Genomic DNA, 24,083 nt, shown 5'->3' with positions numbered 1-24,083 from the left:
GGCATGCGGATCCTCCAGGGAGCGGCCGGGGCGGCGGGGTCGCTCCCGACCGTATGCCTCCGCTGTTTCGCGCGCGTTTCCGGCGGGAGGCGCGCGATCCGGATCCGGAGCGGCCCCGCCCCCGGGTGCTAGAGCTCGCCCTGCTGCGAGGTGCCGGCCGGGATCGGGACGAGCCGCGTCACGACGGGCGGGTGGGCGACGAGTCCGCGGATCGCCTCGTTGAGGCGGACGACCGGCTCGCCGGCGCCGTGCGCGTCGAGCAGGTCGCCGCTCGTCCACTTCTCCAGCATGACGATGGTGCCGTCGGGCGAGTCGTGGATCGCGTAGAGCTCGCAGCCCTCCTCCTCGTGCACCTCCGCGATGGCGGTGGAGAGGGCGGCGACGAGCGTGTCGCGCTGCCCCTCGGCGGGAGTGAAGATCGCGGTGACGACGACGGGATCGGACATGGCGTGCCTTTCGGAGGGGGGAGGGGGATCAGCGCTGCGGGGGTGCGGCGCAGCTGGAGCGGATGACGAGGTCGGCCTGCACCTCGATGTGCTGCGGCGCCTCGGGGAGGCGGCCCTGCATGCGGGCGAGGACGAGCTCGACGCTGTGACGGGCGAGCATGTCGATCGGCTGGCGGACGACGCTGAGCGGCGGGGTGACCAGCTCGCTCCACGGGTTGTCGTCGAACACGACGACCGAGAGGGCCTCCGGGATCCGGATCCCGAGCTGGAAGAGCCGGTGCACGGCGCTGCGCACCTGCGCGCCGCTGCCCGCGGTCTGAGGAGGCCGCGGCTGCCGCGGCACCTCCGGCCGTCGGAGCAGCCGCAGGCCGGTCGCGAGCTGCCAGGCCGTGACGGCGTAGACGGAGGCGCGCTCCCAGACGCCGTCGGGCAGCAGATCGACGCCGGGCACGCGGGTGTCGACCTGCAGCATCAGCAGCGCGAGCAGGCCGACCGCGCCGAGCACGATCCCGACCGTCCCGAGCGCCCACGGGGCGCGGCCGCGCCGGGCCGCGGCACCGGCGACGATCGAGGCCGCGTTGCCGCCGACGATCGCCATCGCGGCGCCGACCACGTGCAGGCCGCCGATCCCGTTCTGCGCACTGGCGCTGCTCCCGTGCACGAGGCCCACCACGGCGATGCCCACGGCGTGGACCACGGCGAGGGAGAGGAACAGCCCCCGCGATCCACCCCGCGCCGCCCGCACGGTCGTGACGGCGGCGGCGAGGTAGAGCGCCCCCTGCAGGAGGAATCCGGCGTTCATCACCGCGTGCAGCGGCGAGTCGATCGCGCGCCCCTGGAACACGCCCACCTCGGGCACGCCGAGATCGCTGATGTAGTTCCGTGCGTAGCTGTAGCCCGGGAACGCGGACGCGGCGACCGCCTCCGCTCCGACGTAGGCGAGCGCGCTCACCACCCACAGCACTCCGGCCCCACGAGTTCCCATGCGCCCATCATCCCCGGGCCCGGCCGCGCCGGTCGTCGGCGCCGGACGGCTCCCCGGCTAGGCTCGCCGGATGCTGCAGGTGCGGGGTGAATCCGGGCAGGCCGTGCTCCTCCTGCCGGGCGGGGGCGAGGCCGTCGACGGTTTCTTCCCCGGGCTGGTCGAGGGCCTGATCGTCGATCCGGGCTGCCGGGTGGTCCTCTACGACAGACCGGGCACAGCGGGGTCGGAGGTCGCCGGCGGACTCACCGACGCCGCAGACGCCGTCCACGCCGTGCTGGCCGGCCTCGGGACAGGTCCCGTCGTCGTGATCGGCCAGAGCCTCGGCGGTGCCGTCGCGATGCTGCTCGCTCGCGATCATCCCGAGGACGTCGCGGGACTGGTGCTCCTCGACCCGACGCCCGTCAACGACACGGCACTGGCGCGTCAGGTGGAGCGGACGGCCCGGGCGACGGCGGCGCTCTCGAGACTGCCGGGGCTCGACCGGGCGCTGTCCGCGCTGCTGCGCACGAGCGCCGCCCGGTCGGCGAGGCGCCACGCGATGAGCCCGGCCGCGCGCGCGGCCGCTCTCGCGATGGCGGACGTCGACCTGCCGGGGCTCGCCTCCGCCGCCGCCGGTCTGGAGCAGGTGGCGCGGGGCTTCGACGAGTCTCAGCTGCCCGCGGTCCCCGCGGCCGTGGTGACCGCGGACCGCAGGCCCGGGTCCTCCCTGCATCGCGCGCATCGGCGCGTCGCCGCCGCCCTGGACGCGTCGCTGCTGTCCTGGCCCGGAGCGGTGCACGAGGTGCACCTGAGCCACGAGCGCGAGGTGCTCGAGGTCGCCCGCACCATCGTGCGGGCCGTCGCCTCCGACTAGGTTCGGAGCCGCTGCGCCGCCGCTCCGGTCACAGGCTGAACCCGCCGTCGGTCGTGAGCACCTGCCCGACGACCCAGCTGCCCGCCGACGTGGCCAGCCATGCGATCAGCTCCGCGGGCAGGCGCGGGGCCACCCGGTACGAGGACGCCGCTCCGGCTCCGCTGCGCGAGGGAGGCCGGCGCGGACTACTCCTCGTCCGCCCGGTAGACCTTCCGGAACGCGTCCTTGCGGGCGATCCTCCCGCCGCGGAACTCGTATATGTCGCAGCCCCGCGTGACCTGGGGTCGGCCGTCGGGGCCGGTCCCGGTGAAGGACCAGGTGGCCGCGCCGCGCGTCCCGGAGATGAGGGGAGCCCCCTCCTCGTGCCGCTCCTGTCCGGTGTCGAAGGCGAGCATGAGCGCGAATCCCTCGCGGACCTGCTCCTTGCCCGTCCAGGTGCGGCCGGGCTCGGGGCCGACGGACGCGCCGTAGACGCAGTCGTCGGTCATGTGGCTCATCAGCGCTTCGAGGTCGTGGCGGGTCCAGGCGTCGCTGAACGCGGCCAGCACCTCGGGCGTCATCTCGCTCGTGCTGGTCTCGGTCGAAGAGGAGTCGTCCATGGCGGGCCTCGGTCCTTCTGATCGGTGGACCGTCGTCGGTCGCTCTGCGACCGTGGCAGGTGAGCGGCCGCAGTGGCAACGCCCTCTAGCGGTCATGTCCGGAAGCGGACGGCCGGCGGATCAGCGGTCCGTCGACCCGCCGACCAGCGGGTGAGCGCGACGGCGGGGGGGCGGTGCACTGCGGGCGGCGGGAGCGGCCGCCGAGGCGACCCGCTCCACCGGGCACTGCCGCGTCCCGATGCTGAGCCCCTTCGTGAAGGCCGTGCCGAAGTCGGACGCGGGCCGGCCCTCCTCCGCCTCCTCGGTCGCGGCTCCCGGGTCGCCCGAGGCGGCCGGATGCTAGGCGCTCGCCGCCTCCTCCGCCACCTCCTCCCCGCCGACCGGCGCCGACGCGCAGGATGAGGAGCACCGGTCGCGGCGGGCACCGACTCCGCACCCGACCGGCACCGAGACCGCCACGAGCCCGCGCCGGCGGGAGGACAGCGAGAGCACCATGGGATTCTGGGGACCGACCGACGAGACCCGCGGCACGCGCCCGGTCGACGAGCCGCTCGGCGAGCTGGAGCTCGTGCACGCCTTCACCAGCGGGCCGATGCCCACCGGCGTCAGCGTCTCGCACACCGGGCGGATCTTCGTGAACTTCCCGAAGTGGGGAGACGAGGTCCCGGCCACGGTCGTGGAGCTGGTCGACGGAGCGGCGGTGCCCTACCCGGACGAGGCCTGGAACACGCCGTCGGGAATCGACGACGCCGGCGCCCTCGTCTCGGTGCAGAGCATCGTCGTCGATCCGGCCGACCGGCTCTGGATCCTCGACACCGGCAGCCCGATGTTCGAGCCGACGAAGAAGGGCGGCCCCAAGCTCGTCCGCGTCGACCTGGCGACCGACACCGTCGAGCAGGTGATCCTCCTCGAGCCGGACGTCGCCCTGCCGACCACCTACCTCAACGACGTGCGCTTCGATCTGCGGCGCGGCATCGCCTACATCACCGACTCGGCCGACTCCGGCCCGAACGGGATCATCGTCGTCGACCTCGAGGCGGGGACCGCCTGGCGCCGCCTGCACGACCACCCGAGCACGAAGGCGCTCACTCCTCCGGAGCTCGTGCCGATGGCCGAGGGCCGCGTGCTGATGAAGCGCCCGGCCGACGGCGACCCTCAGCCGGTGACGATGGGCGCCGACGGCATCGCGATCTCGGCCGACGGCGAGCGCCTCTGGTACTGCCCGCTCGCCTCCCGCCGCTGGTTCAGCGTGGCGACGGCGGCCCTGGTCGACCGGTCGGTGCCGGACGAGGACGTCGCGGTGACCGTCGTCGACGAGGGCGACAAGGGCGGGGGAGCGGACGGCCTCGAGACGGATGCGTTGGGCCGCTTCTACGCCACGAGCTACGAGAACAACGCGATCGTCCGCCGTCGCACCGACGGCACGATGGAGACGATCGTGCACGACGAGCGGCTGCTCTGGCCGGACACGATGTCGATCGCGACGGACGAGCACCTGTACGTCACCGCGAACCAGCTGCACCGCCAGGCCGACTACCAGGGCGGCACGGATCTGCGGACGTACCCGTACTCGCTGTTCCGGGTGCGGATCGGCGCGGGGCCGGTTCTCCTGCGCTGAAGGCCCCCGCCTGGTCGCCTGCGCCGAGATCCGCAGCGCGGATCAGCGCCAGTGGGCGAGCTCCGTGCGGAGGGTCGCGCGGGCGCGGGCGAGCAGTCCGCGGACGGTCGAGGTCGTGAGGCCCAGCTCGTGCGCGATCGCGTCGTAGCTGAACTGCTCCAGCTGGCGCAGCTCCCAGCAGCGGCGCTGGGCCGGGGGCATCGCGGCGAGCACCCGGTTGGCGTCGGCGGCGAGCGATCCGCAGTGCGCGGCGTGCTCCGGGTCGTCGGCAGCGGAGGCGGGGAACTCGTCGTCCAGCTCGGCTCGCAGCCGCGAGACGCTGGAGCGGAGCCGGTCGACGCTGCGGCGGCGGGCGGTCGTGACGAGCCAGCCGGCGATGGTCTCGCCGTCGATCACGCTGTCCACGTGGGTCCACGCCGCGAGGAACGTCTCCTGCACCACGTCGTCGACGTCGGCGCTGCTGCGGAGGGTGCGGGCGGCCGTCGCGCGGAGCAGCCCGGTGTAGCGGCGGACGATGGTGGCGAACGCGCGGTCGTCGCCCTCCGCGGCGCGGATGACGAGCATCCGGTCCGAGTCGGGCTCGAGCAGTGCGAGCGGCGGCGCGGCGAGGGTCGAGGTGCGGGCCCTCGGGAGGCGTGCGGGGGTGGTGGCGGTGAGCATGCGGACTCCGGTCGACTTGATGTGCACGCATGATTCGGAGGCGCGCTCCGGCCCGGTTTCCCGGGGCGGGACCCCAGTGAGAGGGGCAGGTCTGTCCGGTTTCCGGGGACGTCAGCGCCGCCGCGACCACCAGCGGCGGGACCGCTCCGGCTCGGCGGCCGCCCGGGCCTCGGCCGCGGCGGCGCGATCGGCGCGCCGCTGCGACCAGGCGGCGACCTCCTCGTCGACGTCCCGGAGCGGGGTGACGACGGGCGGCCCGCCCAGCAGCTGGCGGCGCGCCTCGATCACCCGCGTGTTGAAGTCGGCGAGCTCGGCGCGCACCTCCTCCTCGCGGTGCAGGCGGTCGAGGCGCTCGTCGAGCGCGCGGTCCTCGGCGCGGAGGAGGAAGGCGGCCGGGCCGATCCCGGTGAGGTTCTCGCGCTCGATCTTGCGGCGGATCCACCAGTCCGGGTCGTGGGCCGCGCCCAGATCCGGCAGCGGCTTCCCGGAGCCGGGGAGGTCGTCGAAGTCGCCGCGGCGGATCGCGAGCTGGATCGCCGTCTCGACGAAGGCCGCCCGCTCGAGCGGATCCTCCGGCAGGGCGGCCTGCTGCGGCTCCTCCTCGCCCGCGGCGCCGGCCCGGTACCGGGCGGCGCGCTCCCTAGCATCCGACATCCCTCCACGCTAGATCGGGCTCCTCGCCCCGGGCAACCACCCCTCCCGCCGTCTCCGTGGTCGGCGGGGCGCCGCGGGTCGACATCGGCGGACCGGCGTGCGTAGTATCGATACTCGATAGCATCGACGATCGATAAGGAGCACGCCATGACGAGTGTCATCCCCAGCGCACCGGTCCGGGAGCGTCCGCGCGTGTTCCGGGTGGCGAGAGCGGTCCTGCTCATCGTCGCGGTCTTCTCCGTGCTCACTGCGCTCCTGCAGACCTGGACCGTCACCACCGGGCGCACCCTGCTGGTCTCCGGGGGAGCGGACGGCCGCCTCCCGCTCCGGAGCCTCCCGCAGCTGCTGCAGGCCCAGCCGCGCGAGGGCACCGCGCCCACGCTCGCCGACGCCGCCCTCTCCCTCCGCCTGCTCGGTGCGCTGCCGAGCCTCCTCCAGGCGGTCACGATCGTCCTCGCCACGGTCTTCCTCCTGCGGGTCCTCCGCGGCATCGCGGCCGGACGCCCGTTCGACCCCTTCGTCCTCGCGAACTGGCGCCGTCTGAGCCTCGCCCTGCTGATCGGAGGAGTGGCGCAGGGCCTCGCCGACACCGCGGCGGGCCTGTACCTCAGCTCCGGCATCGGCCTGCTCTTCGCCGCCGGCCGGGTGACCGACGAGCAGCGCGACGCCTTCCTCGGCGGCGACTACCAGGCCATCGGGACGAACCTGCCGCAGTGGCCCGTCCCCGTCCTGCTCGCCGGAGTGGTGGCCCTCGCCCTGACGGCGGCGTTCCGCGCCGGCGCGAAGCTCGAACGGGACGTCGACAGCGTTGTCTGAGCCCGCCGACGACGAGAGGCACCGGATCGACTGCCACCTCGGAGCAGTGCTGGCCGAGCGCGGCGTGACCCTCACCGCCCTCTCTGCCCGCACCGGCATCACGATGGCGAACCTCTCCATCCTCAAGAACAACCGCGCCCGCGCGATCCGCTTCACGACGCTGACGCTCATCTGCGACGCGCTCGACTGCACCCCGCAGGAGCTGTTCTCGATCCGGGCCGTCGACGAGCGGGGGTAGCGGCGGGCGGATCGGCCAGGGGATCTCTGCGGGGCCGATGGTGTGGACGCCGTCCGATCGGATCGTCGATCGAGCAGGCCTCAGCCGCGCTCCACGTCCGCCCCTCCTGGGATCGGCCGGAGCTCCCCGGAGCTCGCTCTCGTCCCGACCCGTGGATGAGCCTCACCAGCGCGGTCGGCGGCCTCGGCCATCGACCGTCCACAGGGGAGCGAGCTCGTCAGCGGGACCGTCGAATGCGCCTCCGGTGGATGCCGGCGGCTGCTCGCGGTCGTCCCTCCCGACGCGAATCACTCCCGAGCAGTTGTCGAGCGAGCTCGAAAGGACCCCGCAGACACGCATCGCGGGAACCCTCCGGGACCCTCGCTCCATCTCGGTGGCTTCCACCGTCGAGGGGCCCCTCCTGAAGATCCGGGCCGACTACTGGTCCCAGGAGTACATCCCCTGGGGACGTGTGCGAAGCGTCCTCGTGCGTGCTTCCGCGAACCGGTCCCGTCGCGCTGTGCGATCTCCCTGAGACGGCGGCGGTGTACCCGTCGACGAGGCTGCCGGTCATCGACCCCGCGAGGAGCGCCCGCTTCAGACCCGCACCGACGACGAACACGTCGATCGACCCGGGGTTCCCGAACGGGAGACGGACCGTGATGCACGTCTGGTCGTGCTGAGCGGCGGTCAGCGGTCGAGGACTTGACGAATGACGAAGACCCGGATCTCCGTCGACTCCCGCCCCACCGGCTCGAGCCCGCCCGCCGTCGTCACTGAGACCCTGCTCGAGCCGGTCGGGAGACCTGTGCGCGTCGTGCCTCCGCCGCTCCCCGCTGCTCAGTCCAGCGGGTAGCCCGGCAGCCCGTCGATGCTGACCGCGTTCCGCGTGGCTCGGTACTCGGCCATGCCGTCGGGGCCCTTCTTCTCGGCCTGGAGGAGGAGCAGGTCGCGCTCGCCGACCGGCTCCATCACGGGCACGCCCCAGCCGCACGCGTCGCTGATGCGGGTGAGCTCGACGGTGACGACCGCGCGGGTGCTCGGGTGCTCGGGGTGCTGCTCCGCGACCTCGGTGAATGCCTCCGAACCGGGCAGGTGCACGGAGCCGGTGCCGTGCAGGCGGACGATGCGCGGACGCGATCCGAACGACGCGAACATCAAGCACACGCGCCCGTTCTCGCGCAGGTGCGCGATCGTCTCGACTCCGCTGCCCGTGTAGTCGACCCAGCCGACCCGCCGCGGGCCGAGGATCGAGAACGAGTCGTGGCCGCGCGGCGACATGTTGACGTGCCCGTCCGCGGCGAGGGGCGCGGTGGCGACGAACCACATCGGCTGCTCGTGGATCCAGGAGCAGAGGCTCTCGTCGATCTCGTCGTAGACGTGCGCCACGGGATCAGGCCCCGGCCGCGCGGCGGACCAGCTCGGTGACGGCGGCGCGCGTCTCGGCGTCGGCGGAGACGAGCGCGTAGGCGGTCGGCCAGATCGTGCCGTCGTCGAGCTGCGCGCCGTCCTGGAAGCCGAGGGTCGAGTAGCGCGTGCCGAACTTCGCGCCGGGCTGGAAGAAGACGATCGCCTTGCCGTCGGAGCGCGCGTAGGCGGGGAAGCCGTACCAGGTCTTCGGGAGGAGGTCGGGAGCGGTCTCGCCGACGACGTCGTGCAGCATCTGGGCGATCGGCCGCTCCTCGTCGGTCATCGCGGCGATCGCGGCCTCCGCGTCCCTGCGGTCGGCGTCGGCCTTGTCGGCGCTCTTCTGCCGCTTCGCCTCCGCCCGCAGCTCGGCCGCGCGCTGCTTCATCGCCGCGCGCTCGTCCTTCGAGAAACCGTCTTCGGAGGCCATGTCCGCCCGTCCCGTCCGTCTGCGGCTCCCGGTCCGGGAGCGTCCCCGCACATCGTGACAGCGCCGCACTCGCCGCACAACGGCGGGAGCGAGCGCGACCGCGCGCCCCGGAAGCCCAGCCTCCGCGGTTAGCGTGGGCGGATGCGCCTCCTCCTGATCCGCCACGGCCAGACCCCCTCCAACGTCGCCGGGCTCCTCGACACCCGCATCCCCGGACCCGGGCTCACCGACCTCGGCCGCACCCAGGCCGCGGCGCTGCCCGGTCGGCTCGCCGGCGAGGGGATCGGCGCGCTGCTCGTCTCGACGATGGTCCGCACCCACGAGACGGCCGCCCCTCTCGCCGCGGCGCTCGGGCTCGAGCCGATCGAGCGCGACGGCATCCGCGAGGTCGCGGCCGCGGGGCTCGAGATGCGCGGCGACGACGCGGCGGTGGAGGAGTACATGGGCACGGTCTTCCGCTGGGCCGGCGGCGAGACGTCGATCCGGCTGGCGGGCGGCGAGACGGGCGACGAGTTCGCGGCGCGCTACGACGCGGTGGTGGCGGAGGCGGAGGCGCTCGGGCACGAGGTCGTCGCGCTGGTCAGCCACGGCGCGGCCATCCGCTGCTGGGCGGGTCTGCGCTCCCTCGACCTCGATGCGCGCTTCATCGCCGACCACCTGCTCGACAACACCGGCGTCGTCGTCCTCGAGGGCTCGGGCGACGCGTGGACGCTCGTGTCCTGGCAGGGCGAGCCCGTCAGTGGAGTCGGCGCGGCGGCCCCCTCGGGCCCGGCGGGCGAGACCACCGTCTGAGCTGCGGGGCCTCCTCGCCGGTCGAGCAGCGGCGGATGGAGACCGGCCGGAACGAGCGCCGCCGGCCGCGCCACCACGGTAACGATCGCGCAACAGTCCGGAAACCAGCTCCGACCAGCACTTTCACTTGCGCTGATCGGTTCACCGCCACCCCTGGACCCGCCCCCGCAATTGTCCGACGTTTGCCCCTCGGCGGCTCCGCGGCTACCGTGGTCGGCGGTCCTCACGGGCCCCGATGAACCGGTCCGCGCTCGCACGGCGTCCCCCAGGACGCGCCGCGATCGTACGGTCAACGGGAGTGGAGGCGGCCCCGAGGCCGCCTCGGACGCTCTCGCCTCCACCCCCTGCCGCGCTGAGCGGCGGGACGCACGCGGAGGCTCGACGCACGGCTGTCCCACGCTCCCGACCCGGCACCACGAGATGAGCGCAGGGCGTCGTCCCTGCGCGCCGACGGAGTGTACGTGCACCAGAACCAGCAGATCATCAGCGAGCCCCGGAGCGAGGCGGGCGCCGATCCCGCGACCCCCGCTCTCGAGGCCCGCCACCTCTTCAAGGTGTTCGGCCGGAAGCCCGACGAGGTCGTCCGCCGACTGGGCGAGGGCGCCGACCGCGGCGAGCTCGCCGGACTCGGCACGGCCGCGGTGATCGACGCGTCCTTCACCGTGCGCCGCGGCGAGATCTTCGTCGTGATGGGCCTCTCCGGCTCCGGGAAGTCCACCCTGATCCGCATGCTGAACGGGCTCCAGGAGCCCTCCGCGGGCGAGGTCCTGATCGAGGGCTCCACCATCACCGGCGTCTCCGAGGCGGAGCTGCGCCGCGTGCGCCGCTCGTCGGTGTCGATGGTGTTCCAGCACTTCGCGCTCCTCCCGCACCGCACCGTGCTCGACAACGTCGCGTACCCGCTCGAGATCCAGGGCGTCCCCGCGGCCGAGCGCCGCGAGCGGGCCCTGCTCGCGGTCGAGCGCGCCGGTCTCGCCGGCTGGCACGAGAAGATGCCCGACGAGCTCTCCGGCGGCATGCGCCAGCGCGTCGGCCTCGCCCGGGCGCTCGCCGCCGACACCGACATCGTGCTGATGGACGAGGCGTTCTCGGCACTCGACCCGCTGATCCGCCGCGAGATGCAGGAGCAGCTGATCGAGCTGCAGCACGAGCTCGGCAAGACCATCGTCTTCATCACGCACGACCTCAACGAGGCCATGTTCCTCGGCGACCGCATCGCGGTGATGCGCGACGGCCGCATCGTCCAGATCGGCACCCCGGAGGAGATCCTCACCGATCCGGCGAACGACTACGTCGCCCAGTTCGTGCAGGACGTCGACCGCGCCCGCGTGCTCACCGCCTCCGCCGTGATGGAGCCCGCCCGCTCCGTGGTCACCCTCGCGGCCGGTCCCCGCGCCGCGCTGAGGAGCATGCGCGACCTGCAGACCTCGGCCGCGTTCGTGGTCGGCGGCGGACGACGCCTGCTGGGCACGGTCCGCGACCGCGACGTGATCGAGCAGGTGCGCCGGAGCACCGGCGACCTCTCGGCGGTCCTCACCTCCGACGTCGTCACCGTCGGTCCGGACACCGCCCTCAGCGAGGTCATCGAGCCCGCCGTCGAGTCGGCGCTGCCGGTCGCCGTGGTCGACGCCGACGGGCGTCTGCTCGGAGCGATCCCGCGGGTGACCCTGCTCGCGGCGCTCGGCAACGTGCCCGCCCGCACCGGCGAGCACCCGGTGATCGAGCCGCCCGCCACCGTCTCGACCGAGGTCGTCACCGCGACCCTGCACGCGACCGGAGGCCCCGTCGACGACGCCGTCCTCGCGGCGGACGGAGGTGCACGATGACCGATCTCGGATTCCGCCTCCCGCTCGGCGCCCTCGCCGAGGGTGCCGTCGACGTCCTCACGCAGACCTTCCAGCCGGTCTTCGACCTGCTGCGCACCGTCTTCGGCGCCCTCTACTCCGGCGTCGACCTCGTCCTCGCGACACCGCCCTTCTGGGTGATCGTCGCCTTCCTCGCCGTACTGGCCTACGCCGTCCGCGGCTGGGTCTTCGCGGCCGGCACCGCCGTGGGGCTCCTGCTGATCGTGGGGGTCGACCAGTGGGAGAACGCGATGGACTCCCTCGCGCTGGTGCTCGTCGCCTCCGTGATCGCCATCGCGCTGAGCGTGCCGCTGGGCGTGCTCGCCGCGCGCAACCGCACGGCCTCCGCGGTCATCCGGCCCGTGCTCGACCTGATGCAGACGATGCCGGCCTTCGTCTACCTGATCCCCGCGCTGATCCTGTTCCGGGTCGGTGTGGTGCCGGGCATCGTCGCGACCATCGTGTTCGCGATGGCGCCGGGCGTCCGGCTCACCGAGCTGGGCATCCGCGGCGTCGACCCGGAGCTCGTCGAGGCGGGGGAGTCGTTCGGCTCCTCGAAGTGGCGGATCCTCCGGCAGATCCAGCTGCCGCTGGCGCTGCCCTCGATCCTGGCGGGCCTCAACCAGGTCATCATGCTCTCGCTCTCGATGGTCGTCATCGCGGGCATGGTCGGCGCCGGAGGGCTGGGCGGCGACGTCGTCGCGAGCCTCAACCGGATCGACGTCGCGCTCGGCTTCGAGGCGGGCGTCTCCGTCGTGATCCTCGCGGTCGTCCTCGACCGGATGACCGGCGCGCTGGGCTCGCCCTCGCCGGCGAGGGTCGCCCGGGCGAAGAACCGCCGCGCCGTCATGGCGACCCGTTCGGCCGTCGGCGTCGTCTCGATCGGCCTGGTCGCGTCCCTCGGGGCCGCGACCCTCGCCGCTCCCGCCACCGCCGCCTCCGTCGACAACGGCGACCGCACCGACGTGACCGTCGCCGTGTTCCAGGGCTGGGACGAGGGGATCGCCGTCTCCGCTCTGTGGGAGGCGGTGCTCGAGGAGCAGGGCTACGACGTGACCCTGCAGAACGCCGACGTCGCCCCCGGCTTCCAGGGCCTCTCGACCGGCGACTACGACCTCGCCCTCGACACCTGGCTGCCGCTCACCCACGCCCGGTACGTCGAGCAGTACGGCGACTCGATCGTCGACCTGGGCGCGTGGAACGACGAGGCGAAGCTGACCATCGCGGTCAACGAGGACGCCCCGATCGACTCCCTCGAGGAGCTCGCCGCCGACCCGGGCGTCGTCGGGAACCGCCTGATCGGCATCGAGCCCGGCTCCGGTCTCAACAAGACGACGACCGAGGACGTCATCCCCGGCTACGGCCTGGAGGGGATGGACTACCTCACCTCGTCGACGCCGGCCATGCTCCAGGAGCTCTCGAGCGCGACCGCCGCGGGCGAGAACATCGCCGTCACGCTCTGGCGCCCGCACTGGGCCTACGACGCCTTCCCGGTCAAGGACCTCGAGGACCCGAAGGGCCTGCTCGGGCAGGCGGAGGGGATCCACTCCTTCGGCTCGGCCGCGTTCGACGCGGACTACCCGACGATGAGCCGCTGGATCCGCGACTTCCGGATGGACTCGAAGACGCTCTACTCGCTCGAGAACGCGCTGTTCAACGACGGGGCCGACGACCGCTCCGCCGCCCTCGCCGCGTGGATGGACGAGAACCGGGAGTACGTCGACACGCTGATCACCTGATCCGCCACCACGACGAAGGCCGAGAGGCCGGGCGGCCCCGGACCAGGGCTGTCCCAGCCTCTCGGCCTTCGTCGCGCAGGGGTCAGGCGGCGCTGACCCGGCGTCCCGCGGTGGCGCGGACGAGGAGGGTGACCACCAGCACCACGGCGGCGGCGACCAGCGCGGCGATCCCGGCGGGGACCGAGACGAGCTCGCCGGCGAAGCGGCCGACGGCGACCCAGGAGAGTCCCCAGACGAGCGAGAGCATCGGGGCGATGCGGCCGCGGCCGGTGACCGCGATCAGGAGTCCGACGAGCGCGGCGACGGCGAGGACGACGACCGCCCAGACCGCGGCGCCCGGACCGTCTGCGCTGCCGACTCCCGCACCGACGAGCCCGGCGGTGACGTTCGCGGCCGTGGCCACGCACACCCAGCCGAGGTAGAGCCCGAAGGTGCCGTCCGTCACGATCGCGTCGACCACTCCGGCCGACCGGGTGGTCCGCAGGATCACGAAGATGCGCGCGAGCACGGCGAGCAGCAGGGCGATCACGACGACGCTGAGCGTCAGGAAGCCGGCCTGGACGACCAGGATCCACGCGGCGTTCAGGAGGAGGCTCGCGGCGGCCCAGTAGCCCAGCCGGCGATGGCGGGTGCGGGCTGTCTGCGAGGGCAGGAACTGCCAGATCGCGTAGGCGATGAGGCCGGTGTAGATGACGCTCCAGATCGCGAAGGCGGGGCCGTCGGGAGCGATGGGGGTCGAGGACGCGGTCAGGGCGCCGCCGGCCGCGTTCTGGATCTGGGTGCCGCCAGCGGCGCCCGAGCCGATGAACGAGCCGATGAGGGCGAGCACCGCGCTCACGGCGACGACGACCTGGCGGATCCGGTCGGCGCGGTCGGGGGTTCGTGTGGCGGTCATGTCGCTCCTCCATTAGTCAGCTGGCTGAGTAATGAGAGTAGCGCGATTCCGCTCCCCGTCCACTGGGGCTTGCGGCGAGGCCCCGACCCTGGAGAGGGCCGGGGCCGGATTCTCAGGCGCGGGCGGCCGCGTACTGCTCGCGGATCACGGGGCGGTGGTCCGGCGCGGGCTCGGCCACCGAGGTGACGGTCCACGTCGGACGCGATCCTGTCAGCGCCCAGGCGGCCTGCACGGCGGCACCATCGGCCACGTACTCGCCGGGCGTCGGCACCTGCACGGGCACGTCGAACACCTGCGATGCAGCGAGCTGCACGGCGCGGTTCTGCGCGGCTCCGCCGATGAGGAGGATGCGCCGCGCCTCCACTCCCTGCGCGCGAACGGCGTCGAGCCCGTCGGCCAGTCCGCAGAGCATGCCCTCGATCGCCGCGCGGGCGAGGTTCGGTCGCGTGGTCGAGGCGATGGTCATCCCGTGCAGGCTCGCGGTCGCGTCCGGCAGGTTCGGCGTGCGCTCGCCCTCGAAGTAGGGGACCAGCACGAGGCCGTCGGCACCCGGCTCCGCCTCGAGCGCCAGTGCGGCGAACTCGTCGAAGTCGCTGCCGAGCAGGGTCGCGGTCGAGGCCAGCACGCGCGCGGCGTTGAGCGTCGCGACCAGCGGCAGGAAGCGCCCGCTCGCATCGGCGAAGCCGGCGACGGTCCCGGAGGCGTCGCGCACCGGGTCGTCCGTGACGGCGAAGACGGTGCCGCTCGTGCCGATGCTGACGACCACGTCGCCGGGGCCGGCGCCGAGGCCGAGCGCGGCGCCCGCGTTGTCGCCCGCGCCGGGGCCGACGACGAGTCCGCTCTCGGTGCGGCCCGCCTCCTCCGAGGGGCCGAGCACGCGGGGGAGCAGCGGGCGGTGGCCGAGGGCGCGCTCGAGCAGGTCGAGGTCGTAGCCGTCCGCTCCCCAGTACGAGGTGCCGGACGCGTCGGACCGGTCGGTCGTGAGCGCGTCGAGCTGCGGACCGCGGGCGGAGTCGGGGCCGTAGCCGAGCAGGCGCCAGGTCAGCCAGTCGTGGGGGAGCGCGACGGCGGCGACACGGGCGGCGTTCTCGGGCTCGGCGTCGCGCAGCCAGCGGAGCTTGGTGGCGGTGAAGGAGGCGACCGGCACCGATCCGGTCCGCTCCGCCCAGGCCCCGGCTCCGAGCTCCTCGATGAGCGCGGCGGCGGCGGGCGCGCTGCGGGTGTCGTTCCAGAGCAGAGCGGGGCGGATGACGGCGCCGCTCTCGTCGAGGACGACCATGCCGTGCTGCTGGCCGCCGACCGAGATCGCGGCGACGTCGTCGAGCCCGCCGGCGTCGGCGAGGGCGAGCTGCAGCGCCTCCCACCACGCGGCCGGATCGACCTCGGTGCCGTCCGGATGGCTCGCCCGGCCGGTGCGCACCACGGCGCCGGTGTCGAGGTCGCGGACGACCACCTTGCAGCTCTGGGTCGACGAGTCGATCCCTGCGACGAGCGTCATCGCTGTCCTCTTTCGTTGGGGGGTGCGGGTTCGGGCGTCCGGTGCGGAACCGGGCCGGATGCAGGAGAACGGACGAGACCCCGTGCGGGTGCAGGGGATCTCGTCCGTCTCAGGTCGTCCCGCGGCGGACCGCGGGCTCAGGGGGTGCGGGTCAGCCGCGGGCGCCGAGCAGGTGCTCGGTGGCCAGCTGCTGGAGGCGCACGAAGCCGAAGCCCTTGCCGCCGAGGTAGGCGTCGGCGTCGAACGACTCGTACGAGGCGGTGTCCGCGAGCAGGTCGTCGTACGACTCGCCCTCGTTCAGCGTCGGGGTGGAGAGCTCGGCGACCTTGGCGGCGGCCAGCGCCTCCTGCACCTCGGGGTCGGCGCGGAAGGCCGCGGCGCGCTCCTTGAGCAGCAGGTAGGTGCGCATGTTCGCTGCGGCCGAGTCCCAGACTCCGGTCTCGTCCTCGGTGCGCGAGGGCTTGTAGTCGAAGTGGCGCGGGCCGTCGTAGGCCGGGACGCCGCCGGGGCCGCCGTTCTCGAGGAGGTCGACGAGCGAGAACGCGTTGTGCAGGTCGCCGTGGCCGAAGACCAGGTCCTGGTCGTACTTGATGCCGCGCTGGCCGTTGAGGTCGATGTGGAAGAGCTTGCCGTGGTACAGCGCCTGGGCGATGCCGGCGGTGAAGTTCAGGCCCGCCATCTGCTCGTGGCCGACCTCGGGGTTCACGCCGACGAGCTCGGGGCGCTCGAGGGAGTCGATGAACGCGATCGCGTGGCCGAGCGTCGGCAGCAGGATGTCGCCGCGGGGCTCGTTCGGCTTGGGCTCGATGGCGAAGCGGATGTCGTAGCCCTTGTCGGTGACGTAGTCGCCGAGCAGGTTGACGGCCTCGCGGTAGCGCTCGAGCGCCGCGCGGATGTCCTTGGCGGAGTCGTACTCGGCGCCTTCGCGGCCGCCCCACATGACGAAGGTCTTCGCGCCCAGCTCGGCGGCGAGGTCGATGTTGCGGAGGACCTTGCGCAGCGCGAAGCGGCGGACGTCGCGGTCGTTCGAGGTGAAGCCGCCGTCCTTGAAGACCGGGGCGCTGAAGAGGTTGGTGGTGACCATCGGCACGATGAGGCCGGTGGACTCCAGCGCGCCCTTGAGGCGGTCGATCTGGGTCTGGCGCTCGGCGTCGGTGGAGCCGAAGGCGAACAGGTCGTCGTCGTGGAAGGTGAGGCCGTAGGCGCCGAGCTCGTCGAGCTTCTCGACCGCGTGGACGACGTCGAGCGGCTCGCGGGTCGGGCCGCCGAACGGGTCCGTCCCGTTGTAGCCGATGGTCCAGAGGCCGAACGAGAACTTGTCGGCGCGGGTGGGGGTCAGGGACATGGGATCCGAATCCTTTCCGGCGACGTCGCCGAATTGTTGTTGAGCCCAACATATCCCCTGAGGGCCGGGAGGCGCAACGAGCGGAAAGCCCGGCGCGTCGCCCTCCGGCCCCTCGCGGGTGCCGCCCGCTCATGCCGCGGAACCGCTCGCGGAGCGGGCCGACGCCCGGGGAGGACGTCGCGAGGATCGCTTGCGCAAGCGCTTCGACTGTGCGTACAGTCGCTCCAGCACGACCGGTCGAAGCGCTTCGAAGCTCGACCGCGACCGACGACGACGTCCGGCAGGAGGAGCCATGGCGACCATCCACGATGTGGCCCGCGCTGCCGGAGTCTCGATCAGCACCGTCTCCTACGCCCTCTCCGGCAAGCGCTCGATCGCCGCCTCCACCCGGCAGCGCGTCGACGACGCGGTGCGCCAGCTCGGCTACCGGCCCCACGCGGGAGCCCGGATGCTCGCCGGGGCGCGGACCCACATCCTCGCCCTCTCCGCCCCGATGCGCGGCGAGCTGCATCTGCCGACCCACATGCGCTTCGTCACCGAGGTGCTCGAGCGCGCCCGGGAGTCGGACTACGACGTCCTGCTGCTCGTCACCGACGAGGCGTCCAGCGGCATCGGGCGCGTGTCCTCCTCCTCGCTCGTCGACGGCATCGTCCTGATGGGCGTCGACGACGACGACGACCGCGCCGAGCTGATCCGCGCGGCCGGGGTCCCCGCCACCTTCATCGGCGTGCCCGCCGACTCCCACGATCTCGCCTGCGTCGACCTCGACTTCGCCGAGGCCGCCCGCCAGAGCGTCCGCCGGCTCGCCGAGCTGGGCCACCGCTCGCTCGGCCTGCTCGAGCACCCGCAGTCCTACACCGACCGCAACGCCGGCTTCGTCCGCCGCTTCGACGAGGCGTTCCGCGCCGAGGCCGCAGCGCTCGGAGTCGAGATCGCGGTCGAGCGCCCGCACATCGGCCGCCCGAGCGCACAGGCCGCGATCGACGCGATCCTCGCCGCACCCGTCCCGCCCACCGCGCTCGTGCTGCACTGCAACGAGCCCGTGGCGGAGGCGGCGATCGAGCGCGTCCTCGAGCGCGGCCTCTCCGTCCCCGGTGACCTGTCGATCCTGGCGGCCTGCGCCAGCTACGACGGCGGCGCCCTCCCTGTCCCCACCAGCAGTCTTCCCCTCCCGTTCGACGCGATGTGCCGAGCGGCCGTCGCGCGGACCCTCCAGCAGATCGACTCCGGCCGCACCGTCGGCGTCGAGCTGCTCCCGCCCTCCTACGTCGACCGCGGATCCCTCGCGGTCGCTCCGACCGGCGCTCCGGTGCCGGCGGTCCCGTCCGGCACTCTCGCGCCGGCCTCCCTCTAGTCCTCCACCCTCTTCCCGCCCGCTCCGGCTCTGCGCACTGTCGAAACGCTTCGACACCGCGCCTCCGCGAGAGAGCGCTCCCTGCACCACCTCCGCAGCACCACCGCACCGTTCGAAGGAGAACCACCGCAATGTCGCTCCGATCCCGCTCCGCCTTCCACCGCCCGACCGCCGGTCTCAGCCGGCGCAACCTCCTCGCCGGCGGAGTCGGCCTCAGCGCGATGTTCGCGCTGGCCGCCTGCTCCGGTGGCGGCTCCGACGCCGGCTCCGATGCGCTCTCGACCACGGTCGACGGCGCCGGCCGCACCCTCACCCTCTGGGACTTCGAGACGCCCGACAGCGACCGCGGCATCGCGTGGCTCGCCGCCCGCGACATCTTCACCCAGGAGACGGGGGCCGAGATCGCGTACGAGTTCAAGGCCTTCGAGCAGCTGCGCACCGGCGCCAGCCAGATCTTCAACTCCAACTCGGCACCCGACGTCGTCGAGTACAACAAGGGCAACGCGACCAGCGGACTCCTCTCGAGCCAGGGCCTGCGCACCAACCTCGACGAGGCGGTCGCGTTCTACGGCTGGGACTCGCTGATCCCCGGCGCGCTGCAGACCACCGCGAAGTACGACGAGAACGGGATCATGGGCTCCGGCTCCTGGTACGGCATCCCCAACTACGGCGAGTTCACCTTCGTCTACTACAACAAGGACGCCTTCGCCGCGAACGGCCTCGAGGTCCCCACCACCTACGAGGAGTTCACGGCCGTCCTCGACGCCTTCGTGGCCAAGGGGATCACCCCGCTGGCCGAGGCCGGCGCCGAGTACCCGCTGCAGCAGCTCTTCTACCAGCTCGCGCTGCTGAAGGCCGACCGCTCCTGGATCACCGACTACCAGACCTACACGGGCGAGGTCGACTTCGAGGACGCGGCCTGGAGCTACGCGGCCGACCAGCTGAAGACCTACGTCGACAAGGGCTACTTCTCGGCCGACGCCTCCGGGCTGAAGGCGGAGGACGCGGGCACGGCCTTCATCTCGGGCGAGTACCCGATCTTCTTCTCGGGCTCCTGGTGGTTCGGCCGCTTCAAGACCGAGATCACCGGATTCGAGTGGGACACGTTCCTCTTCCCGGGCGCCGAGTTCACGATGGGCTCCGCCGGCAACCTCTGGGTGATCCCGGAGACGGCGAAGAACAAGGACCTCGCCTACAAGTGGATCGACATCACGATGCGACCCGAGATCCAGAACCTCATCGGCAACAACGGAGGCATCCCGCTGGTCGTCGACGAGAGCGCCATCACCGACGAGAAGAGCAAGGCGCTGCTCTCGCAGTGGAAGACGGTCGTCGACGGCGACCAGCTCTCCTTCTACCCCGACTGGCCCACCGCGACCTTCTACGACGACCTGGTCGCCGCCACGCAGGAGCTCATCAACGGCTCCTCCGACGAGTCCGCCATGCTCTCCGACCTCCAGGCCAAGTACGACGACGGAGTCGCCGACATCAAGTGACTCGGAAGCGTCACGTGATGTCGGCCGAGGCGGCCGACTCCGCGCCTGCAGGCGCGGAACGGCAGCGGAAGACCTGAGGACGTGACGGCGACCCCTCGAGGGGGTCGCACGAACACCGCCGAGCCTCCACCCCACCGCGGTATGCCGCTCCGGTTCGCGACACGCCGTCGCCTCCGTACCGGAGCGGCATCCCGCGGCAGCACCCAACTACCCCGTCCGACCTAGGAGTACCCATGGCGACGACAGCACCTCGTCGCGCGGAGAGCGCGCCGACTCCCACGACGCCGCCCCGCGAGAAGCGCTCCGGCGGCTACTGGCTCTACCTGATCCCCGGGTTCGTGCTCTTCACGTTCATCGTGCTGATCCCGCTGATCTGGAACGTCTACATCAGCTTCACGTCCTGGCGCGGCATCAAGCCGCCGATCTTCATCGGCCTCGACAACTGGATCGAGCTGATGGGCGACGACCAGTTCTGGACCTCGTTCCTCAACTCGGTCTACATGATCATCGCGATGGTGATCGTCCCCACGATCCTCGGGCTCCTGCTCGCGGCGATCCTCTTCGATCTCGTCGGCAAGAAGTTCGGCGGGCGCCTGGCGAGCTTCCTCCGCGCCACCTACTACCTCCCGCAGATCCTGCCGACCGTCATCGCCGCGATCGTCATCGGCTGGATCCTCCGGCCCGACAACGGCGCGCTGAACTCGATCCTCGAGGCCGTCGGGCTCGGCTCCCTCTCGCACGACTGGCTCGGCAAGCCGGACACCGCGATGCTCTCGATCATGGTCGTGATGATCTGGGTGCAGCTGGGCTACCCGGTCGTCATCTTCATGGCGGCGCTGCAGCGCGTGGACCCCGAGCTCTACGAGGCGGCGGAGCTCGACGGGGCGAACTGGTTCCAGCGCTTCCGCTGGATCACGGTCTCGATCATCCGGCCCGAGATCTTCGTGGTCACCCTCACCTGCACCATCGCCGCGCTGAAGGTCTTCGGCCCGATCTACGCCCTGACCCGCGGCGGCCCCGGCGACTCCACGATCGTCCCCTCCTACTACTCGTACACCGAGTTCTTCCAGAAGCAGCAGGTGGGCTACGGCGCCACCATCGCGACCGCGCTCACGATCGTCATCGTGATCCTCGCCGTGCTGTTCATCCGCGCCCAGGAGCGCGTCGAGCGCAGCGAAGGAGCCCGCTGATGTCGGCCATCGAGACCCTGCCCCTCACCCAGGCCGGCACGGAGGACGCGGACCTCTCGTCCTCCCGTCCCGCCAAGCCCGCGAAGGGCACGACGAAGCGCACCCTCGGCGACTGGGTGATCCTCGCCGTCGCCGTGGTGATCGGGCTCGTGATCATCAGCCCGGTGCTGCTGATCCTGCTCAACTCCTTCAAGACCCCCGCGGAGTACTCGGCGAACGGCCCGCTCGCCTTCCCGACCGGCCTCTCCTTCGACGGCCTCTCGACCTTCTGGAGCCGCGTCGACTTCCCCGAGAAGCTCGGCAACTCGATCCTCATCTCGGGGTCGGTCGCGATCCTCGCCGTCGCCCTCTCGGTGCTGAACGCCTACGCGATCGGCATCGGCCGGGTCCGCGGCCGGAGCTGGATCATCGTCCTGTTCCTGCTGGCGAACATGCTCCCGCAGGAGGCCCTGCTCTACCCGCTGTACTACATGTTCAAAGCGGTCGGGATCTACGACACCCAGCTGTCGGTCATCGTCATCTTCACCGTCATCCAGTCGGCGTTCGGCACCTATTTGCTCTCGAGCGTCTACGGCACCTTCCCGAAGGAGATCCTCGAGGCCGCGGCTCTCGACGGCGCCTCGAAGTGGCAGGTCCTCATCCGGGTGATCGTCCCGATCTCGCGGCCCACCCTCTCGGTGCTGATGATCTTCTTCTTCATCTGGACCTGGAACGAGTTCCTCATCCCGCTGGTCTTCCTGGTGAGCGACGCGACGCAGACCGTCCCGATCGCGATCTCGAGCCTCCAGGGCGACAAGATCATGGACGTCACCACGACCAGCGCGAGCGCTCTCCTGGGCCTTCTCCCGACGCTGATCTTCTTCCTGATCTTCCAGCGCACCCTCACCCGCGGCATCACCGCCGGCGCGGTCAAGTAGCCCTCTCTCCCTCCGTCGGCGCCTCCCTCGCGGGATCCGCCGGCGCGCCATCGAAAGGCACCCCCATGAAGTTCACCGACGGGTTCTGGCAGACGCGGGCCGGATTCACGCCCCTGTTCGCGCAGGAGGCGTACGACATCCGCACCGACGGCACCTCGCTCGAGGTGATCGCCCCGACCCAGGTCATCCAGGGCCGCGGCGACGTCCTCAACCGGCCGGCGCTCACGGTCACGGTGTCCTCGCCGGCCGAGGGGGTCGCGCGGGTGCGGATCGAGCACTGGCGCGGGACGGCCTCCCGCCCCGGCTTCGAGCTGGCCGAGGGCGACGTCGGAGCGGCGGAGGTGACGGAGTCCGGAGGCGTGCTGCGCACCGGCGACCTCGAGGTCCGGATCAGGCAGGGCGCTCCGTGGTCGCTGGAGTTCTGGGACACCTCGACCGGCACGCGCCTCACCGGGTCCGGGCACAAGGCGCAGGGCTACCTGACCGGACCGGACGGAGCCGCCTACCTGCACGAGCAGCTCGACCTCGGCGTCGGCGAGCTGGTCTACGGGCTCGGCGAGCGCTTCGGCCCCTTCGTGAAGAACGGCCAGACGGTGGACGTGTGGAACGCCGACGGCGGCACCTCCTCCGAGCAGGCCTACAAGAACGTCCCGTTCTACCTCTCCAGCCGCGGCTACGGCGTGCTCGTCAACGATCCCGGCCTCGTCTCGTTCGAGATCGGCTCCGAGGCGGTCGAGCGCGTGCAGTTCTCGGTCGGTGGCGAGGCGCTGGAGTACCTGGTGATCCAGGGCCCGACGAAGAAGGACGTGCTGCGGCGCTACACCGGTCTCGCTGGCCGCCCCTCCGTCGTCCCCGCCTGGAGCTACGGGCTCTGGCTGACGACCAGCTTCACCACGAGCTACGACGAGGAGACGGTGAACTCCTTCATCGACGGCTTCGCGGAGCGGGAGCTGCCGCTGTCGGCGTTCCACTTCGACTGCTTCTGGATGCGCGAGTTCCAGTGGACCGACCTCGAGTGGGACCCGCGCACCTTCCCGGACCCCGAGGGGATCCTCGCCCGCCTGCACGAGCGCGGGCTGCACACCTGCGTCTGGATCAATCCGTACATCGCGCAGGCGTCGCCGCTGTTCGCCGAGGGGCGCGAGAAGGGCTACCTGCTCAGAACGGCCTCCGGCGACGTCTGGCAGTGGGACATGTGGGTCGCCGGCATGGCGCTGATCGACTTCACGAATCCGGAGGCGACCTCCTGGTTCCAGGAGAAGCTCCGCGTCCTCGTGCGCCAGGGCGTCGACTCCTTCAAGACCGACTTCGGCGAGCGGATCCCGTCGGAGGGCGTCGTCTGGGCCGACGGGACCGACCCCGAGGCCATGCACAACTGGTACACCCAGCTCTACAACCGCGCGGTGCACGAGGTGCTCGAGCAGGAGCTCGGCGAGGGCCGCGCGGTCCTCTTCGCCCGCAGCGCCACGGTCGGCGGGCAGGCGCTGCCGGTGCACTGGGGCGGGGACAACACCTCCTCCTACGTGTCGATGGCCGAGACCCTGCGCGGAGGCCTCTCGCTCGCGCTGGGCGGGTTCGGCTTCTGGGCGCACGACATCGGCGGCTTCGAGGGCACGCCCGATCCCGGAGTGTTCAAGCGCTGGCTCGCGTTCGGCCTGCTCTCCTCGCACTCGAGGCTGCACGGATCCTCCTCGGTGCGCGTGCCGTGGGCGTTCGACGAGGAGGCCGTGGAGGTCACCCGGCTCTTCACCCGGCTGAAGCTCTCGCTGCTGCCCTACCTCTTCGCGGCGGGGGCGGAGGCGGCGAGCACCGGCGTCCCGATCATGCGCCCGATGGCGCTCGAGTTCGAGGACGACCGCAGCGCCGCCCACCTCGACACGCAGTACCTGCTCGGGCACGACCTGCTCGTCGCTCCGGTGTTCACCGAGGACGGCACGGTCGAGTTCTACCTCCCGCGCGGGACGTGGACGAGCTGGTGGACGGGCGAGCGGATCGTCTCGACGGGGGAGTGGCGTCGTGAGGTCCACGGCTTCGACTCGCTGCCGCTGTACGTGCGCGAGGGTGCGGTGATCCCGGTGGGGGCCCGCCAGGACTCGGCCGAGTACGACTACCTCGACGGGCTCGAGCTGAGGGTTTTCCCGGGGCCGGACGGGGCGACGCCGGTCCGGGTCGTCGCGCACGACACGGGGGACGAGACGGTCTTCACCGTGACGCGCACCGGCGGCGAGGTCTCGGTCGACGGCCCGGCCGGCACCTGGACCTGGGTCGAGGCCTGAGCGGCGCCCTCCTGCTGATCGAGCAGCGGGCGCAGCCCGCCCCTCGAGACCC

The 24,083-nt window shown here is 72.2% G+C and carries 22 protein-coding genes; 12 read left to right on the top strand and 10 right to left on the bottom strand.

All coding sequences use genetic code 11. The features are described from left to right. Window positions 1–128 precede the first annotated feature (128 nt). Both C5C99_RS15495 and C5C99_RS15490 read right to left on the bottom strand, forming a co-directional pair. On the bottom strand, window positions 129–446 hold the full coding sequence (locus tag C5C99_RS15495) for a putative quinol monooxygenase (RefSeq protein ID WP_104269675.1): 318 nt from the start codon (window positions 444–446) through the stop codon (window positions 129–131). A gap of 28 nt (window positions 447–474) precedes the next feature. Continuing rightward, on the bottom strand, window positions 475–1,431 hold the full coding sequence (locus C5C99_RS15490) for a DUF998 domain-containing protein (RefSeq protein WP_258063359.1): 957 nt from the start codon (window positions 1,429–1,431) through the stop codon (window positions 475–477). A gap of 70 nt (window positions 1,432–1,501) precedes the next feature. Here C5C99_RS15490 and C5C99_RS15485 point away from each other — a divergent pair, with 70 nt between their 5' ends. Continuing rightward, a complete protein-coding gene (locus C5C99_RS15485) occupies window positions 1,502–2,284 on the top strand; it encodes an alpha/beta fold hydrolase (protein WP_104340357.1) in 783 nt (260 codons plus the stop codon). A gap of 185 nt (window positions 2,285–2,469) precedes the next feature. Here the strand turns inward: C5C99_RS15485 and C5C99_RS15475 are convergent, their stop codons facing one another. Then, entirely contained in the window at window positions 2,470–2,883 is a 414-nt protein-coding gene (locus tag C5C99_RS15475) for a nuclear transport factor 2 family protein (protein ID WP_219812389.1), read from the bottom strand. A 493-nt stretch (window positions 2,884–3,376) separates the two neighbouring features. Here C5C99_RS15475 and C5C99_RS15470 point away from each other — a divergent pair, with 493 nt between their 5' ends. Continuing rightward, window positions 3,377–4,501: an L-dopachrome tautomerase-related protein gene (locus C5C99_RS15470; RefSeq protein WP_104340356.1), complete on the top strand. Its 1,125-nt coding sequence runs from the start codon at window positions 3,377–3,379 to the stop codon at window positions 4,499–4,501. A gap of 42 nt (window positions 4,502–4,543) precedes the next feature. On the opposite strand, the gene C5C99_RS15465 is transcribed toward C5C99_RS15470, so the two are convergent. Both C5C99_RS15465 and C5C99_RS15460 read right to left on the bottom strand, forming a co-directional pair. After that, on the bottom strand, window positions 4,544–5,188 hold the full coding sequence (locus C5C99_RS15465) for an RNA polymerase sigma factor (protein ID WP_104340355.1): 645 nt from the start codon (window positions 5,186–5,188) through the stop codon (window positions 4,544–4,546). An 84-nt stretch (window positions 5,189–5,272) separates the two neighbouring features. Further along, the gene (locus C5C99_RS15460) at window positions 5,273–5,815 is read right to left on the bottom strand and encodes a DUF1992 domain-containing protein (RefSeq protein WP_104340354.1); all 543 of its coding nucleotides are present in this window, start codon (window positions 5,813–5,815) and stop codon (window positions 5,273–5,275) included. A 147-nt stretch (window positions 5,816–5,962) separates the two neighbouring features. Between C5C99_RS15460 and C5C99_RS15455 the strand changes: the two genes are divergently transcribed. Both C5C99_RS15455 and C5C99_RS15450 read left to right on the top strand, forming a co-directional pair. Then, window positions 5,963–6,631, top strand: coding sequence for a hypothetical protein (locus tag C5C99_RS15455; RefSeq protein WP_104340353.1), 669 nt, complete (start codon window positions 5,963–5,965; stop codon window positions 6,629–6,631). After that, window positions 6,624–6,869 carry a helix-turn-helix transcriptional regulator gene (locus C5C99_RS15450; RefSeq protein ID WP_104224883.1) on the top strand — a complete coding sequence of 82 codons (246 nt, stop codon included), beginning with the start codon at window positions 6,624–6,626 and terminating at the stop codon, window positions 6,867–6,869. The genes C5C99_RS15455 and C5C99_RS15450 overlap by 8 nt, the downstream gene beginning before the upstream one ends. Before the next feature lie 819 nt (window positions 6,870–7,688). Here C5C99_RS15450 and C5C99_RS15445 read toward each other — a convergent pair. Both C5C99_RS15445 and C5C99_RS15440 read right to left on the bottom strand, forming a co-directional pair. Beyond that, window positions 7,689–8,237 carry a pyridoxamine 5'-phosphate oxidase family protein gene (locus C5C99_RS15445; protein WP_104251100.1) on the bottom strand — a complete coding sequence of 183 codons (549 nt, stop codon included), beginning with the start codon at window positions 8,235–8,237 and terminating at the stop codon, window positions 7,689–7,691. Between the two features lie 4 nt (window positions 8,238–8,241). Further along, the gene (locus tag C5C99_RS15440; RefSeq protein ID WP_104227361.1) at window positions 8,242–8,685 is read right to left on the bottom strand and encodes a hypothetical protein; all 444 of its coding nucleotides are present in this window, start codon (window positions 8,683–8,685) and stop codon (window positions 8,242–8,244) included. A 141-nt stretch (window positions 8,686–8,826) separates the two neighbouring features. On the opposite strand from C5C99_RS15440, the gene C5C99_RS15435 reads away from it, so the two are divergent. The 3 genes from C5C99_RS15435 (at window position 8,827) to C5C99_RS17645 (ending at window position 13,060) form a co-directional block, all read left to right on the top strand. Continuing rightward, window positions 8,827–9,477 (top strand): histidine phosphatase family protein, encoded by a 651-nt coding sequence (locus tag C5C99_RS15435; RefSeq protein WP_104224880.1) that lies wholly within the window; start codon window positions 8,827–8,829, stop codon window positions 9,475–9,477. A gap of 461 nt (window positions 9,478–9,938) precedes the next feature. Continuing rightward, entirely contained in the window at window positions 9,939–11,303 is a 1,365-nt protein-coding gene (locus tag C5C99_RS15430; protein WP_374952941.1) for a glycine betaine/L-proline ABC transporter ATP-binding protein, read from the top strand. Beyond that, window positions 11,300–13,060 (top strand): ABC transporter permease/substrate binding protein, encoded by a 1,761-nt coding sequence (locus C5C99_RS17645; RefSeq protein ID WP_104224879.1) that lies wholly within the window; start codon window positions 11,300–11,302, stop codon window positions 13,058–13,060. Before C5C99_RS15430 ends, C5C99_RS17645 begins: the two co-directional genes overlap by 4 nt. Window positions 13,061–13,142: 82 nt before the next feature. Here C5C99_RS17645 and C5C99_RS15420 read toward each other — a convergent pair whose 3' ends face one another. The 3 genes from C5C99_RS15420 to xylA all read right to left on the bottom strand — a co-directional run bounded on the left by C5C99_RS15420 (window position 13,143) and on the right by xylA (window position 16,798). Further along, window positions 13,143–13,955: a tryptophan-rich sensory protein gene (locus C5C99_RS15420; RefSeq protein ID WP_104224878.1), complete on the bottom strand. Its 813-nt coding sequence runs from the start codon at window positions 13,953–13,955 to the stop codon at window positions 13,143–13,145. A gap of 112 nt (window positions 13,956–14,067) precedes the next feature. Further along, window positions 14,068–15,453: a xylulokinase gene (xylB, locus tag C5C99_RS15415; RefSeq protein WP_104227358.1), complete on the bottom strand. Its 1,386-nt coding sequence runs from the start codon at window positions 15,451–15,453 to the stop codon at window positions 14,068–14,070. Between the two features lie 151 nt (window positions 15,454–15,604). After that, complete coding sequence (gene xylA / locus C5C99_RS15410) at window positions 15,605–16,798, bottom strand: xylose isomerase (RefSeq protein ID WP_104224876.1); 1,194 nt, start codon at window positions 16,796–16,798, stop codon at window positions 15,605–15,607. A 292-nt stretch (window positions 16,799–17,090) separates the two neighbouring features. Here xylA and C5C99_RS15405 point away from each other — a divergent pair, with 292 nt between their 5' ends. The 5 genes from C5C99_RS15405 (at window position 17,091) to yicI (ending at window position 24,031) form a co-directional block, all read left to right on the top strand. After that, entirely contained in the window at window positions 17,091–18,152 is a 1,062-nt protein-coding gene (locus tag C5C99_RS15405) for a LacI family DNA-binding transcriptional regulator (RefSeq protein ID WP_104261477.1), read from the top strand. 131 nt (window positions 18,153–18,283) lie between these two features. Beyond that, complete coding sequence (locus C5C99_RS15400) at window positions 18,284–19,648, top strand: ABC transporter substrate-binding protein (protein ID WP_258063718.1); 1,365 nt, start codon at window positions 18,284–18,286, stop codon at window positions 19,646–19,648. 233 nt (window positions 19,649–19,881) lie between these two features. Beyond that, window positions 19,882–20,838, top strand: coding sequence for a carbohydrate ABC transporter permease (locus tag C5C99_RS15395; protein WP_104340352.1), 957 nt, complete (start codon window positions 19,882–19,884; stop codon window positions 20,836–20,838). Then, window positions 20,838–21,755, top strand: coding sequence for a carbohydrate ABC transporter permease (locus C5C99_RS15390; protein WP_104340351.1), 918 nt, complete (start codon window positions 20,838–20,840; stop codon window positions 21,753–21,755). Before C5C99_RS15395 ends, C5C99_RS15390 begins: the two co-directional genes overlap by 1 nt. Window positions 21,756–21,820: 65 nt before the next feature. Beyond that, window positions 21,821–24,031 (top strand): alpha-xylosidase, encoded by a 2,211-nt coding sequence (gene yicI / locus C5C99_RS15385; protein WP_104340350.1) that lies wholly within the window; start codon window positions 21,821–21,823, stop codon window positions 24,029–24,031. Window positions 24,032–24,083: the final 52 nt, after the last annotated feature.

Source organism: Rathayibacter sp. AY1C4, from assembly GCF_002932195.1.
In the GTDB taxonomy this organism is placed as follows: Bacteria; Actinomycetota; Actinomycetes; order Actinomycetales; family Microbacteriaceae; genus Rathayibacter.
Note: the sequence above shows the minus strand (reverse complement) of the source record. Positions and strands in the feature narration are given on the sequence as shown.

Excerpts from the sequence above, each read along its gene's own strand:
- C5C99_RS15475 (WP_219812389.1), bottom strand. The coding sequence starts at position 2,883 with ATGGACGACTCCTCTTCGACCGAGACCAGCACGAGCGAGATGACGCCC.
- C5C99_RS15495 (WP_104269675.1), bottom strand. The coding sequence starts at position 446 with ATGTCCGATCCCGTCGTCGTCACCGCGATCTTCACTCCCGCCGAGGGG.
- C5C99_RS15395 (WP_104340352.1), top strand. The coding sequence starts at position 19,882 with ATGGCGACGACAGCACCTCGTCGCGCGGAGAGCGCGCCGACTCCCACG.
- yicI (WP_104340350.1), top strand. The coding sequence starts at position 21,821 with ATGAAGTTCACCGACGGGTTCTGGCAGACGCGGGCCGGATTCACGCCC.
- C5C99_RS15405 (WP_104261477.1), top strand. The coding sequence starts at position 17,091 with ATGGCGACCATCCACGATGTGGCCCGCGCTGCCGGAGTCTCGATCAGC.
- C5C99_RS17645 (WP_104224879.1), top strand. The coding sequence starts at position 11,300 with ATGACCGATCTCGGATTCCGCCTCCCGCTCGGCGCCCTCGCCGAGGGT.
- C5C99_RS15470 (WP_104340356.1), top strand. The coding sequence starts at position 3,377 with ATGGGATTCTGGGGACCGACCGACGAGACCCGCGGCACGCGCCCGGTC.
- xylA (WP_104224876.1), bottom strand. The coding sequence starts at position 16,798 with ATGTCCCTGACCCCCACCCGCGCCGACAAGTTCTCGTTCGGCCTCTGG.
- xylB (WP_104227358.1), bottom strand. The coding sequence starts at position 15,453 with ATGACGCTCGTCGCAGGGATCGACTCGTCGACCCAGAGCTGCAAGGTG.
- C5C99_RS15460 (WP_104340354.1), bottom strand. The coding sequence starts at position 5,815 with ATGTCGGATGCTAGGGAGCGCGCCGCCCGGTACCGGGCCGGCGCCGCG.
- C5C99_RS15490 (WP_258063359.1), bottom strand. The coding sequence starts at position 1,431 with ATGGGAACTCGTGGGGCCGGAGTGCTGTGGGTGGTGAGCGCGCTCGCC.
- C5C99_RS15435 (WP_104224880.1), top strand. The coding sequence starts at position 8,827 with ATGCGCCTCCTCCTGATCCGCCACGGCCAGACCCCCTCCAACGTCGCC.
- C5C99_RS15485 (WP_104340357.1), top strand. The coding sequence starts at position 1,502 with ATGCTGCAGGTGCGGGGTGAATCCGGGCAGGCCGTGCTCCTCCTGCCG.
- C5C99_RS15390 (WP_104340351.1), top strand. The coding sequence starts at position 20,838 with ATGTCGGCCATCGAGACCCTGCCCCTCACCCAGGCCGGCACGGAGGAC.
- C5C99_RS15400 (WP_258063718.1), top strand. The coding sequence starts at position 18,284 with ATGTCGCTCCGATCCCGCTCCGCCTTCCACCGCCCGACCGCCGGTCTC.
- C5C99_RS15420 (WP_104224878.1), bottom strand. The coding sequence starts at position 13,955 with ATGACCGCCACACGAACCCCCGACCGCGCCGACCGGATCCGCCAGGTC.
- C5C99_RS15440 (WP_104227361.1), bottom strand. The coding sequence starts at position 8,685 with ATGGCCTCCGAAGACGGTTTCTCGAAGGACGAGCGCGCGGCGATGAAG.
- C5C99_RS15455 (WP_104340353.1), top strand. The coding sequence starts at position 5,963 with ATGACGAGTGTCATCCCCAGCGCACCGGTCCGGGAGCGTCCGCGCGTG.